The following is a 13441-nucleotide window of genomic DNA, read 5'->3' on the forward strand; positions in this document are numbered from 1 at the left end:
ACTACTCCGTAAAAAATTAATAAGAATTTGGGCATCAAACATCAAGCAAAATGCCCTAGTTTTAGCTAGCTGTTATTCAGCAGGAACCAAAAGAGGCCAAGCCTTACAACCATATTTTCGAGCATCTAATAGTTGTTTTGACTTGGGATCTTTACGATATCTGCGAAAAATCAACTTCATGCCCTTAGGAACACGGATCTTCTTTTTCTTATCGGCCATCGCCAACTCCTTAAAGTTTTAAAGAGAGGCTAAAGGTTGAAATTAATTACGAAATAGACTAAATTTAGCCGCGCTTGGAACGTAAAAAATTCCTTAGATGTGCCTCTCAAGTATGGTTCATCTTTGCCTGATCTTGCTGGTAACTCGATCAGGCAGTCCTTTCCTTGATAAGCTTTTTTGACTTTCATAAACCTAATGATTCAATCTAATGTACAACAAAGCTAGACCATCAAAATAAATTTTGATGGTCTAATTATACATATTCGAACAAAAGGATCAAAGTTTTTTTTGATGGTCTATTTAATTGCGTAATATTTGAATTCAACACCGCCAGTTTCTGACTTATCTTCTACACGAAGTAAGAAGCCATCTTCATATAGCGATTTTAGTTTTGTACTAGCGTTATTCACTTTAAAACCAAGGTATTCAGCAACATCACTTGCACTTGAAATACCATTCTTATAAACGAAATCAAATATAGGTTTATTAGTTTTTGAAGGACTGCCGACTTTGTCCATTTTGATATGATCATAATGATCGCCATTATAAAAAGGCATCGGCTGATTTAAACTCAAGACGGGAGCAAGAATGTTAAGTCTTAACATTTCTTTTTCTGCATCTATAAGACAAATTCCTTTTTCTTTTCTGTAATGCTTTGCCAAACGAACAAGACCTTCTCTAGCAAAAGATGCGTCAAATACAACATCTTTAATAGAGATATAGAAAATTCTATATTCTGGTTTTTTGTCGATAAAAAAAACAAGCTCGTTAAAAACTTGCTTGCCTTCATCGTCCCCGATCCCTGTCAAAGAATTCTTTTCAAAAATTCTTACGAGACTTATAACATTTTCATTCTGTTTCATATTTTATATTGAAGCAGATAACTCTACATTTTGTCAAACTATTTGTTAAATGGTACAGCAAAAGAAATGAATGTGCCTGTGAGTTCTAGTAACTGCTCACTAATCATTAGGGAATCGATTAAATTAGGTTTGTCTGCGACTTTGAAAAAGTGGTAGTAGGTTTCAGATAGTCTAATGTGCATATCAGAATTCGTTAATTTTGCATGATGAAAACAAGTACAAAGGCCATTACCACCTTGATCGCCTTCTTTACTTGAAATACCTTTAGTCAACATTTCCAATATAAGTTCAACATCAGAGTACCCTGTATAGGCAGCATTATGGCTTGCTAAGCTAGGCTTAAGTGACTCAAGTAATCCGATCCCACTGTCACAAACCACAATTTCAGCTCTATTTTTATATATTTGTAATGCTGCCAATCCATTTAATTCCGTCTGGCTATGTTCGCAAACGTTTCTAGTTAGTTCACTAAATAGAGAAAAAAACTGAATATAGAGTTCGCTACGCTGTTCTTCAGTAATATTGGGGATCTTATCAGTAATTTTTGCTGCCAGCTTTTTAGGTAACGATTTATCGTGTACAGAACCAGATATTTTATTAATAGAAATATATGAGTTGCCAGATTTTTTGATCCTACTGACTTTATTGATTCCATTTGGAGATTTAAGTTTTACGCCATCAGAAAGGCATTCAAAAAAACCCATCGTCTCACAGTAGCCAAGTAATTTATTAGTTTTTCCAGAAAAATCTAATGTTACTTTCACGCCTTTATGATCAAGCTGGTTGGCTACATTAATCAAGCGTATTAAGGTGTTTATTGGTGCATTTGCTCTGGCTTGAATAACTATAGTTAGAGCTTTTTTATTGGTGAAAATCTTGTCTTTAACTTCAACTAGGAGCTTCTCAAGATCGTAACCAGAAACCCAACCAGATTTTTTTTCCGTTTTAAATTGAATTGTTGCAGCCATTTATTTTAATTCTTATTCCTTTATTTATTGTAAATGGGGCGAATATCCATATTTTCAATGTGGTCACACTGTTTTTTTGTAACTAGGCATTTTAAATTATTAGATAAAGTTTCTATCACCAGCGCTTCATTAACTTCCCACTCAATAGCTAAGTAATCAATCACTAAGTTTACATTTGATGGAAATAATACATTGCCATTGAATCTTGCAAATGGGCCGTCAGTTTCCAATAGGACCTTATCCTGCGGTAGCCATGAAATTACTTTTTTAGCTCTGGAAGAGTTAATCATACTAGGACCAATGGAGAAGTAACACCCTAGCTCAACGGCTTCAAGAACTTGTTTCTTTGTACCTAAAAACCAGTGGAGGATTGAAGTACCAGCTTTTGGGTGCAACCCTAGTTGTTTGAGTACTTCCCCTGTAGCGTTTAGACTATGAATAGTAAGTATCTTGTCCTCGAACATTTCACACTTTTTTAGAATATGTGTAAAAACCTCTAATTGATCATCAAAATGATCTTTAAAGCCCTTCGAACCGTCGAGACCAATTTCACCTATGTATCTAGTTCTTCCTACTAACTGGTCAAACAACGTAAGTTCATTTTTTCTTAAATGCGCTAATTGTGGGTGTAGACCTAGCGCAGTTTTGCATTTGTTTATACCTTTGGTTAGATTCACAGTGCCTTCAAAAGCAGAAGGCACTGTTGTTACGGATAATACGTAGTATCCACTTTGCTGTATGTCATTTAAAACCAGCTCGTGATCGGGATATAAATCAACATGACAATGAAGATCCATCATGATTTAAATTCATCTTTAATAAACGCTTCAACTTCAGCTAGACCACGTTTAATCGTTGACTCCAGCTTTTCACGCTTGTCCAATTCTTGAGGTATCGGCCCCGACATTCGTAGCCAAGAACGATAATTATCAGTCTGTTTCAACCTAATAATGGCTGTTTGAACCGCTTGTAGATCATCTCGCGTATCTTTTTCTTTGATAAGCCCTCTCAACCGCTTTGTCTTGTATGGCGCATCTTCCTTAAATCCTGCATGAAAAACTGACGCTCTTCGAATTAGACAAGGCACACAATGCCCACACTGTTTATGTTCTCTGTGCCAATGACTGCATGATACGCTCAAGGGAACTGCTTTTTTAATTGCATCTTGATCAACGCATTCAGCTAACATTTCACCTTTGGTTTTAAATTGATAAGGGTTTACAAATTTTACATGGAACCCAGTATCTCTAAGCAAAGATTCAAGCCTGTTCAGAAAGTTTGGGTGAGTAGTTCTAGTACTATGGCTACCAATCCGTCTTCTGGTTAGCGGTGGATTTATTGAAATATAGCCATTCTCAGGGACGACAATAGTCTCAATACTGCTATCGCAATTAGCATTTCTTAAGGCTGATATACCAAGTACCGCCATAGCTAGGAAGTTGAAGCTTCTTCCCCTCATGCTAATGTCAGTTTTACCTTCTAAATGTTTTATTATATGAGGAGACATTGAATAGGCCAATTCGCCGAATGGCGGGGATAATAATTGCTTAATATCTTCCTGTTTAGCGCCATCACCACGATAAGCGTGACTAACCAAAAGCGGTTTTAAGTCTGACTTTCCGTTTAAAATGTCAATTGCACCAACTGCGCTATCAAGGCCACCAGAAAAAAGGCAGACTGAATTAAGTCCTATTAGTGATTTTGCTTTTGCTTTCGCTTGCTCACTTTTTTTAGGAGCAGGCATCGGCATAGTTGTTTTTTCAAACGTAAATTGCCATTGATCGCCTGTAAGAAAGTTAAGCAATGAGCTAAGTTCAGGTTCAACAGTATTCCACATATCCTCATCTGTAACAGGAACATGCAAATGCATTTTTCTAGCCCATGCATTTTCTGCATTATCCCTCAATTCAAATGTATCAGCGGCAGTAACGGCGGTTGCAATTGTTATGAGATCTATTGCATCAGCATCTACATGCAATCCTAAATCACGAACTGTTTGTAGTAGTTGTTTTGACACTAAGCTGTGCTTAGTGATGTCATTTTGATGCGTGTGAAACATTTGGACAGGATGACAATCATCAGAAAAGTCAGGCAAGTTATCAGGGTCATGGTTAAAATAAAAATTAGTCATCAAAGCTCTCCCATTCATCCACTGTCATTGCAATTGCATCAGCTTGAATTTTAGTAATATTTTCCTTGCTAATAGTACTAGGGTTGCCATTAGTTACTTTGTCTAACTGCTCTTGTGTGATCACTTTTATTAATTCCCTTAATTCAACTTCCATTTGATGATGCTTGCTTGCAGGCTCAACATGAAACCAAGCTCTGCCCATGCCTTCAACCACATCTTGAAAAATAAGATCTGTTAAATAACAGCCTATGGCTTCTTGAATAACTTCGTCAGTAAAACTGTTTGGGTCAAATTCTTCTGTATCGGGGAGTGCTTCTTCTAGTGCGTAATCCAACGCAACTCTGACAGCATCCGAATCGGCATTATCAGGCGCTAAATGGCTAGCAATTTTGTCAATTGCTTGGTCAGTCGATAACCCAGTTAAGTCACCTAATGACAAGCTTTGATTATTAACCGTTACGGTGTCGCCACGCATGACACCAAGCAATCCAGAACCAGCCGTTATACCGCTTGCTAGTCTCCGGCTTGTGCTTTTACCTCCGCCAGAGCCTTTTCTAGAGTAACTTTTTAATGAACGCCTTAGATCTGAGGTTGAGCCACCTGTTTGAGCGTATTTACCAAATGCTCTTCTGGCACTGGCAAACCTATTTGGAGGCGGCGTTGTTGTTGGCGAATCACCAATTTCTTGTTGAACCTTGTCATTGTCAATATCATTGCTATTGTCATTCTGATCATCAGCTTGATTATTATCAGAGCCAGTTTGATCATCCCCATCAGTACCTGATGCAGGTTCTATTGTGACGGGGTCTCCTTGCTCTGCCCACGATGGAATGAGTGGACTTCTATTATTCGGTCCCGTTGACGACGCTGAAGTACCCATATTACTTAGTTCCCTCTAGTTCTTTTAAAATTGGATTAAGCCATCTTTGACGAGGCAAGCTTTTTAAGAATGTAAAAAGACTTAAGCAACATTTATCATCCTGCTTGGCAAGTAGCACAGCTCCATAAATGCCTGTTGGTCTTTCGGTCCAATCACCAATCAACTTAAAGTTTTCAATCAAACCATCCATGACTGACATGTATTCTTCCTTAGGAGTTGCGGTAATCGCAGTAGAGTTAACGCCACTGACCCTTACCTTTTGCTTCATTAATTCTTCTACTAGTTTTTGAGCTGCTCCCGACATGACCGCATTAACAGCGCCCATTGGAATGCTTTCTCGACTCAGATATGCCGCTGGGGTTAAATCCATCTCAGTAAACATTGGAGGCAATTTTGACCATTTATCAATAAAAGCTAGGTCTAGCTTCCACTCTTCAGGTAACTTTATTTCGTCAAATTCAACTTCTGGATTTTCGAGATCCGCTAATACTTTTGGATATCCGTTTTCCTTATCAATTAATTCATAAAGCTTATTGGTAGCCTGAGTGCCTAAGCACCTCTCAAAAATTACCAGCTTAGTGATAGTTTTTTCATCTAGCTGCATTCCTCGACGGTGAGCGGTTTTCTTTCTCATCTTTACTTGGTTCAGTAATCGCTTAACTATGCGAGGGTTACCGTTAATGTTTGTGGATTCAGCTAATAGTGGAGCTAACTGTTCAGCTACTACAAATTTACTTCTGAGTTCGGAATGCTTTTCAATCGTGTGATCTTGAAGTAGCTCGTCAACGGTAATTTGTGGTTGTTTCCACGACAGCCTTAATGATTCTTCAAGGGCACATCTTATCGTTTCTAACTGAGCATCGGTAACGCCGTGATCTTGGGCGGTAAGCATCATTAAGTATGCCCTTATTTCAAGAACTCCGGGTCTTGGTACATGCACAGGAATTTGAATAAGCTTGTCTAAATAATCAGTTTGATGTCGTTGAGATGCACCTTTGTGATATTCCGGCACCGCCAAGCGGATCATGTCCTCATCGGCAGCAATTACAAATGCGGTATTTGGTAAAAATAGAAATAACCTGATCGCCTCAAGTGTTGAAATCGCATTAAATGGAGAGCAGCGATCTAAATTATCGACATAGACAATAAGTGGCTTATCAAACTCCTTTAACAGATCAGAATATGCTTTTCGGAATTCTTTAATTTCTTTAGGAGGTGAAAATGATTTCTTATCTTTGATCAAACCTTTGTTTTTCTTCGCGACATCCTTAGCGCCATCGACAGCACCTTTTACATCACCAATATCCAATTCACCATCGTCGCCACCACTGAATAGCCCCATAAACTTCTGTATACCACCCATAGTTGGTATACCAGCTAATGCCGCACCGCCATCCATTAGTAGCCCCATCAGCCTGATCTTATCTATACGTCCAGCAAACTCTTTTGCTTTTGCACTTAGATTTTTATCATCTGCTGCTTTTTTAACTAAAGTAGATGCGATTGTTTCTAATAGCGCAGCTTTAGCATCATCGTACCCTTGGAAAGTCCATGCATCGAAATGCACTTGGATATATTCTTGTTCATCAGTTTCCAAAGATGCTTTGGTAAGTTCAAGAATAGTCGATTTTCCAGCGCCCCAATCACCAAAGACACCTATGCTAATCGGCATTAATTCCTTTTCAGTTATAAGATCTTTAATCGACTCAGCCGTTTCATTAAAATTTAAAAAATCAATTTTTGATTCTTTATCAGACCACATAACATCTCCTTTTATTTGTTATTTTGCTGTTCCATTCTTGCAATTGTTCGGTGAACCGTAGGGCGGCTAACAGAATATTTCTTAGCTAATGCAGAAATCGATTCACCCTTTATTTTATCTTTATATAATTCTTTCGCTTGCTTGTCTGACAATGCAGGCAATCTGCCCATGTGTTTGCCTTTAGCTTTAGCTTCTTCACGACCTTCTGCGGTTCTGGCTTTTATAAGATCCCGCTCAAGTTGAGCGAATACTCCACATAGGTTGATCATGGCGGTGGCAAACGGATTATCATTTTTGGTATTGAGAGAACCGTCAATAATATTTAAACAAGCACCTTTTTTGTGGATACTTTCAATTGCCTCAAGAATAGACTTTAATGATCGGCCCAGTCGATCAAGGCGGGTAACAATAACTTCATCACCTTCCCTGATAAAATCGATGAGTTCCTTTAGCTTTTCTTCATTTCTAACTGAAGCACCAGACTGTTTGCCTTGAAATATTTTTTCACAGCCATGAGCGTCCAACTTGGACAATTGAACATTCAAATCTTGTTCTTTAGTTGAAACTCTTGCAAAACCAACTTTCATATGTACGAAACCTGTAACTTTCGTACACCTTAACAATTAAGTGAACGAAAGTCCACAAAATACATTTCGTTCATGAACGAAACTAAATACTATCTTTAGTTTAACATCCGTTACTTTTATTTATACTTTTTAATAATCAGGCAAATAGTAAGCATCATTGAATCCACCTTAACGCGCTACTCAGGTCACTAAAGTGTTCAGTATTATTAATAGAGCATCCCGGAAACTCGGTTATATCTATTTGAACAACTTTTGACTTATCTCCAACAATAGCTTTCCTCGCTGAAGTCACTCCAGTAGAGCGTATTTGCATTGCTATTGGCTCTACGTTACAGCAACTACTAACAACTACACCTTTAAAACAAGATAGATCCAAAATAAAATTAACAGGCTGGTTGACCGAAGATAGCTCATCGGTAATCTCTTCCAAATATTGGTTTATTCCACTAACGGTTAATTCACCAATTAACTCTATAATTAGTGTACTGCCCAACCATTGCTTCAAATAATGACCTTGAGATAATTCCACTAAAATTAACCTTCTCTTGCTAACTTGATTGCATATTATAGATTTTAGCGATCAGCCAGCCAGTGATCCCCATCAATAACGCCCACAAAAAACCACCAATAAATACCCCTATAAAGGACATATGCCAGCCCATACTTTTCCAATCCGTATGTAACATGTTTCCAGTCATACTGGACATCATATCTGGCATCACCATAACCAGAACTGAACACACAACCCAAACAATGCCAAAGGCGGCGGCACAAGCCAACGCAAAAGCTTTTTCATTAAGTTTCATCGTTATTCTCCTGTGGTGGCTTTCGCCACCACCTTATTAGTCTTCAAGTTCCACCATATCTTTCGCCGCGATGTCACCAGATAGGAGTTTTACCGTTGCGAAGTGATCATTCACAATTTTAGTAATTTGAACAGTCCCTACTTTTTCAATGGTGTACGGGTCATCACCTTCACCCGGCGCAATTTCCTCATGGAATCTAATAACACTGTATTTTTGTCCAACCTCTGCACCATGTTTGGCACCAATACAAATCAGAGTTCGATCAGTAGACTGCTCAACCACTTGGCCCCTCATCATATTTTTGTGATAAAACGCAGTATTGGAACAACCCGCTAAAAAGATACCGAACACAAATAACAGAAGAATTTTAATATTGGATGTTTTCATCATTTTTTCCTCATCTAACTTATTAACTGAGCAAGCTCTTTGGAAGCTTACTTATTTTTCCGGCTTGCACCCGGAGGAACTTTGTGACAACTCCACGGTTTATGAGCGGCGTTGTCTTTAACATTCTGATCAACAAATTTGTAGTAACTTTCTTTAGTGTGCGTCCACCAATCATCATGAACATCGGCACCATGTTTGCGAATAACTTCCTCAATCCCATCAAGGTTTATATTTGCCGCATCATAGGCAAGGTGTATTTCACCTTCTTTGATGTTGTAACTGACTTCATCTATACCAAAAAGCTGATCAATTTCTTTTACTAACTTGTCACTGTTTTCTTCTGTGACATTACTTAGCCTTAAATTTCGAACAACTAAATTCTGCTCTCTAACGCCAACTCTATGATCTAAATCGCTCATAATTTATCTCCTAATGTGAGTGCGAGTGTTGTTGTTTTTTGTCTTTCATTTCTGCCATTTTGTCTTTCATTTGTGGCATCATGTTTTCCATCATTTCCAGATGATGTTCAGCCATCTTGATTTGCTTATGCATTGGCATTGCTTCCATGTTTTTGTGCATGGATTGCATCATCTTCATCATTGAGCGGTGATGTTCAGCCATCATCTGCTTTTGCTTTTCAGGATCTTTTTCAGCTTTTATGGCATGGACTTCCTTTTTCATTTCCATCATTTTTGAATGCATTTTTCCCATGTTCTCATGCGACATTGCCATGCCTTGATGCATATCCGATTTGTTCTCACCTTCATGTTTATGCTCATTGTTTTGAGCAAATAAACTTGTGGCCGCCAATAGTGAGCTGACAAATAAAATTGATTTACCTAACGTTTTCATGATTTTTACCTTCTATGTTCTTATTAAAATTTGGGACCCAACTTGGTGTCGATTCCATATACCTGTGGTACTCAGAGCCAAACTCAGCAATCGCTTGTGCTTCTTCGCGTTTCGCTAGCTTGACGTAAACAACGACTAAGATCGGAAACATCGCAAGTGTTGGGATTGTCGGCCACTGCAATAAAAAGCCGAACATGATTAGAATGAAAGCTACGTACTGTGGGTGGCGACACCTTGCATACCACCCTGTAGTAGCCAATTGATGGTGTTTTTGCGCGTGATGTAATACGTTCCATGCTGAAGACAACATAAAGAAACCTGCAACAATAAACGCCATACTTGCTATATGAAATGGGTCCCAATGGGCATCACCTTCAAAACCAAAGAAAGTATGTAACAAGTGCCCATTTTCATGCGCAAAGAAGTTTACTTCTGGATAGGTCTCAGTAAGCCACCCCGATAGAAAATAGATAGTTAAAGGAAAGCCATACATTTCAGTAAATAGGGCAACAATAAAGGCGGAGAACGCTCCAAGGCTTCGCCAATCAGTCGATGTTTTTGGTTTGACAAAACTAAAGGCAAAAAAGATAAAAATTGCTGAGTTCAGTATCACCATTGACCATAGACCATAATCATATGTCTCATTCATCACTGTTCTCCTTTTTATGAGATCCTTTTCGTCCTTCTTCTAAACCTTGTATGTAGCCGTCACGATAGGCAGCATTTTTATCCGTGAGTTCTTGAAAGCTCTCTTCCTTTTTCTCATCAGGCGCATGTGAATGATCGTGACCATGTTTGCCATGACTGCCATGCATAAATACGTGCATCAACGGGCATAGCAATAAAATTAAATAAGGAAGAAATTGCAGTACATGCTGTCCATGTTCAAAGATTAAAAAATAGGTGGCTGCGGCAATAAGCACCAATGCAGCCCAACCCGTGGGTGTTGACCAAAATTTAGGGTGCTCATTTTTCATGTTGGCCTCCTATTGACCGTAAATCTTCTGCTAAAGCTTCAGACTTAGAATTTATCCAGTAGAGATTATCCACAGGAGAGACGCTAACTAATCCTTCTCCTTCAACGTTGGTATGCGCTGCATCAAGCAAAACTTCAGCAACATGTTCTGCATCGTCGAAGGCGACGTAAATGGTCATCACTATATGTGCTGATAAGTGATTTCTATTGTAGGTATCAGCATATACGCCTCTGCCCATCGCTTTATGGATAGTAAAGCCTTTATAGCCATGTGAAAGTAGCGCCTCTTCTACTCGCGCTAATACCATTTCATCAAAAATGGCTGTCACTTTTTTCATGTTCATAAACCCTCCTAAACAACCTTTAAGACACCGCGATACATTTGCATCTGACAATGAAACTCATGCTCTCCCGGTGATAAGTTCAATAAGGTAATTTGAGTAATTTCATTTAATTTAAGCTGCTCGCTTATCTCCAATGATGGAATAAGCATTGTTTCAGCGCAGGATGATTGATCTTTGCGCATAAACTTCAGAGTGACAGGTTGACTAGCAGACACTTGGATTGAGGATGGTGAATACACGCCATCTCTCACTTCAATGAGTACCTCATTATCTTGAACAATTGTTTTATTGGGTTTGTATAGCCAAAACCACCAAACAATCAGTGCGATTAACACTAAGCCTAATAAGTTAATTACCATCATCGTGTTTCTCCTTAATGCTTACTTTCTATGAGTTTTGGGCTTTAAAAAAGCGAAGTCGATTTGCATTTGACACTACAGTCAGTGACGAAAACGCCATTGCAGCACCTGCAATTACAGGGCTAAGCAGAATGCCAAAGAAGGGATATAGAATCCCCGCAGCAAAAGGAATCCCGGCTACGTTATAGACAAACGCGCCAAACAAGTTTTGTTTGATATTTCGTAAAGTGGCTTTGCTTACCGCTATGGCATCAGCAAGGCCATGAAGTGAACCACGCATTAGGGTAATGTCAGCACTTTCGATTGCTACATCAGTCCCTGTGCCTATGGCGAAACCAACATCGGCTAACGCTAGTGCAGGGGCATCGTTAATGCCATCTCCTGTCATACCAACAGTTTCGCCGTTGTCTTGTAGCTCTTTAACTTTGTTGGCTTTGTCTTCTGGCAGCACTTCAGCAAGAAACTCACTAATACCCGCTTTTTTGGCAACAGCGGCGGCGGTTTCCTTGTTATCGCCCGTTAGCATGATGACGCGAATCCCATTGGTTTGAAGCCGTTTAATCGCGGAGATTGAGTCTGACTTGATTGGGTCTGAGACAGCAATAATTGCGGCCAGCTCACCATTAACAGCAAAATACATTGGTGTTTTGGCTTCTTTTGCTAAAGACTGTGCTTGTCCAACAAAGCCAGTAAGGTCAATGCCTTTTAACTGCATTAATTTATCGTTACCGAAAAGCAGGGCTTTGTTGTTGCAGCTTGCTTCTACACCGAAACCCGTAATGGCGTTAAACGATTCAATTTTTAGTAACTCAATATCCTTATCTAATGCACTTTCAACAATCGCTTGCGCTAAAGGGTGCTCTGAGCCGCTTTCTAAACTTGCTGCAAGCTGTAGTACGTCTTTTTCGTCAGTAGCTTTTGCTAAAACAATATCGGTTACCTTAGGTGCCCCTTCAGTAATAGTGCCCGTTTTATCTAAAATCATGGCAGTGATTTTAGAGGCGGTTTGCAGTGCTTCACCGTTTCGAATAAGCACTCCGGCTTCTGCTGCTTTTCCTACTCCGACCATCACCGACATAGGCGTTGCTAAGCCCAAAGCACATGGGCAGGCAATAATGAGTACGGTAGTTGCTGATACGATGGCAAAAGCAATTGCTGGCTCAGGTCCAAAGTTAAGCCATGCTAGCGCACTTAACACAGAGATGATCATCACGACAGGCACGAAAAAAGCTGAAATAACATCGGCCAAGCGGCCAATCGGCGGTTTTGAATTTTGTGCTCGTTTCACCATATTGATGATCTGCGCAAGTGCCGTGTCTTTGCCAACGCGTGTGGCTCTAAATAAAATCATGCCTGATTTGTTCAAAGTACCAGCGACAACCTCATCTTCTTCGGCTTTTTCAACAGGCATAGGTTCGCCTGTCAGCATGGATTCATCAATAGAGGTGTGTCCTTCCAATACCACACCATCGACGGGAATTTTTTCACCCGGTTTTACCTTCACAATATCATTCAGCAAAACCTGCTCAATACCAATCTGAACCTCTTTATTATCACGAACTACGGTTGCCGTTTTGGCTTGCAAGCCGATAAGACGTTTAATGGCCTCAGAGGTTTTGCCTCTGGCTTTTATTTCTAATGCTAGACCTAAATCAATTAAGCCAATGATCATGGCGGTAGCTTCAAAATAAACATGCCGTGCCATCAATGGAACGGCTTCAGGTGCAAACACGACAACCATCGAATACAGCCAAGCTGTACCTGTTCCCAAAGCTATTAGGGTGTCCATATTAGCGGAGTGGTTTTTAAAGCTTTTCCAAGCGCCAACATAAAAATGCTTACCTGAAAAATACATAACACCAAAAGTTAAAATGCCTACAACCAGCCAAGACATGCGTTCAAGATTTGTTTCAACCGTCATTTCTCCAACCACAATGCTGTAGATCATCAAAGGAACGCCGAGTGAAAGGGCAATAAACGTATCGCGCATTAGCTTTTTGTAATACGCCCAATCAGCCGCCTCTTTCTCATCAAGCGCATCTGTTGCCGAGCTATCATCAATTGGCTTCGCGTTATACCCCACAGACTCAACAGCTTTGATCAATTCTTCTGTCTTAGCTGTCCCAGAAACTGTTACAGTCCTATCAGCAAAATTCATTTCCGCACTGACTACACCAAGAGTTGTCTTTAACGCCCCTTCAATTTTGCCTACACAGCTAGCACACCCAGCTCCTTCAATGATGAGCTGTTGGTTATGTGATACTTTCTCCAACGTATTCTCCTTACTTTTACACGAAGAGGATTGAG

General features: G+C 39.6%; 18 protein-coding genes. All 18 read right to left on the reverse strand.

Features of this window, described 5'->3' with window-relative positions; genetic code table 11:
• Positions 1–72: 72 nt before the first annotated feature.
• Complete coding sequence (locus AC0L5Q_RS10125; RefSeq protein WP_175474806.1) at positions 73–219, reverse strand: hypothetical protein; 147 nt, start codon at positions 217–219, stop codon at positions 73–75.
• Positions 220–515: 296 nt separating this feature from the next.
• Positions 516–1082: a hypothetical protein gene (locus AC0L5Q_RS10130; RefSeq protein ID WP_085282028.1), complete on the reverse strand. Its 567-nt coding sequence runs from the start codon at positions 1080–1082 to the stop codon at positions 516–518.
• A 38-nt stretch (positions 1083–1120) separates the two neighbouring features.
• Positions 1121–2050: a hypothetical protein gene (locus AC0L5Q_RS10135; RefSeq protein ID WP_193332403.1), complete on the reverse strand. Its 930-nt coding sequence runs from the start codon at positions 2048–2050 to the stop codon at positions 1121–1123.
• A 20-nt stretch (positions 2051–2070) separates the two neighbouring features.
• Complete coding sequence (gene qatD, locus AC0L5Q_RS10140) at positions 2071–2850, reverse strand: Qat anti-phage system TatD family nuclease QatD (protein ID WP_193332402.1); 780 nt, start codon at positions 2848–2850, stop codon at positions 2071–2073.
• Positions 2847–4181, reverse strand: coding sequence for a Qat anti-phage system QueC-like protein QatC (gene qatC, locus AC0L5Q_RS10145; protein ID WP_193332401.1), 1335 nt, complete (start codon positions 4179–4181; stop codon positions 2847–2849). Before qatC ends, qatD begins: the two co-directional genes overlap by 4 nt.
• Positions 4174–5061, reverse strand: a complete 888-nt coding sequence (locus tag AC0L5Q_RS10150) for a hypothetical protein (protein ID WP_473618220.1) — start codon at positions 5059–5061, stop codon at positions 4174–4176. The genes qatC and AC0L5Q_RS10150 overlap by 8 nt, the downstream gene beginning before the upstream one ends.
• A 1-nt stretch (position 5062) precedes the next feature.
• Positions 5063–6823 (reverse strand): KAP family P-loop NTPase fold protein, encoded by a 1761-nt coding sequence (locus AC0L5Q_RS10155; RefSeq protein ID WP_473618221.1) that lies wholly within the window; start codon positions 6821–6823, stop codon positions 5063–5065.
• Between the two features lie 11 nt (positions 6824–6834).
• Positions 6835–7410, reverse strand: coding sequence for a recombinase family protein (locus AC0L5Q_RS10160; protein WP_473618222.1), 576 nt, complete (start codon positions 7408–7410; stop codon positions 6835–6837).
• Positions 7411–7564: 154 nt separating this feature from the next.
• Positions 7565–7939 (reverse strand): hypothetical protein, encoded by a 375-nt coding sequence (locus AC0L5Q_RS10165; protein ID WP_473618223.1) that lies wholly within the window; start codon positions 7937–7939, stop codon positions 7565–7567.
• A gap of 19 nt (positions 7940–7958) precedes the next feature.
• Complete coding sequence (locus AC0L5Q_RS10170; RefSeq protein WP_473618224.1) at positions 7959–8216, reverse strand: DUF5676 family membrane protein; 258 nt, start codon at positions 8214–8216, stop codon at positions 7959–7961.
• 36 nt (positions 8217–8252) lie between these two features.
• Complete coding sequence (locus AC0L5Q_RS10175; RefSeq protein WP_473618225.1) at positions 8253–8513, reverse strand: hypothetical protein; 261 nt, start codon at positions 8511–8513, stop codon at positions 8253–8255.
• A 137-nt stretch (positions 8514–8650) separates the two neighbouring features.
• Positions 8651–9022: a cation transporter gene (locus AC0L5Q_RS10180; RefSeq protein WP_473618226.1), complete on the reverse strand. Its 372-nt coding sequence runs from the start codon at positions 9020–9022 to the stop codon at positions 8651–8653.
• A gap of 10 nt (positions 9023–9032) precedes the next feature.
• Positions 9033–9455 (reverse strand): hypothetical protein, encoded by a 423-nt coding sequence (locus AC0L5Q_RS10185; protein ID WP_473618227.1) that lies wholly within the window; start codon positions 9453–9455, stop codon positions 9033–9035.
• Complete coding sequence (locus AC0L5Q_RS10190) at positions 9439–10104, reverse strand: methyltransferase family protein (RefSeq protein WP_473618228.1); 666 nt, start codon at positions 10102–10104, stop codon at positions 9439–9441. Before AC0L5Q_RS10190 ends, AC0L5Q_RS10185 begins: the two co-directional genes overlap by 17 nt.
• Complete coding sequence (locus AC0L5Q_RS10195; protein ID WP_473618229.1) at positions 10097–10432, reverse strand: DUF2933 domain-containing protein; 336 nt, start codon at positions 10430–10432, stop codon at positions 10097–10099. The genes AC0L5Q_RS10190 and AC0L5Q_RS10195 overlap by 8 nt, the downstream gene beginning before the upstream one ends.
• Entirely contained in the window at positions 10422–10760 is a 339-nt protein-coding gene (locus tag AC0L5Q_RS10200) for a P-II family nitrogen regulator (RefSeq protein ID WP_473618230.1), read from the reverse strand. Before AC0L5Q_RS10200 ends, AC0L5Q_RS10195 begins: the two co-directional genes overlap by 11 nt.
• Positions 10761–10783: 23 nt before the next feature.
• Positions 10784–11137 (reverse strand): cupredoxin domain-containing protein, encoded by a 354-nt coding sequence (locus AC0L5Q_RS10205; protein WP_473618231.1) that lies wholly within the window; start codon positions 11135–11137, stop codon positions 10784–10786.
• 25 nt (positions 11138–11162) lie between these two features.
• Positions 11163–13406 (reverse strand): heavy metal translocating P-type ATPase, encoded by a 2244-nt coding sequence (locus tag AC0L5Q_RS10210; RefSeq protein ID WP_473618285.1) that lies wholly within the window; start codon positions 13404–13406, stop codon positions 11163–11165.
• Positions 13407–13441: the final 35 nt, after the last annotated feature.

Source organism: Pseudocolwellia sp. G5-9, from assembly GCF_055808995.1.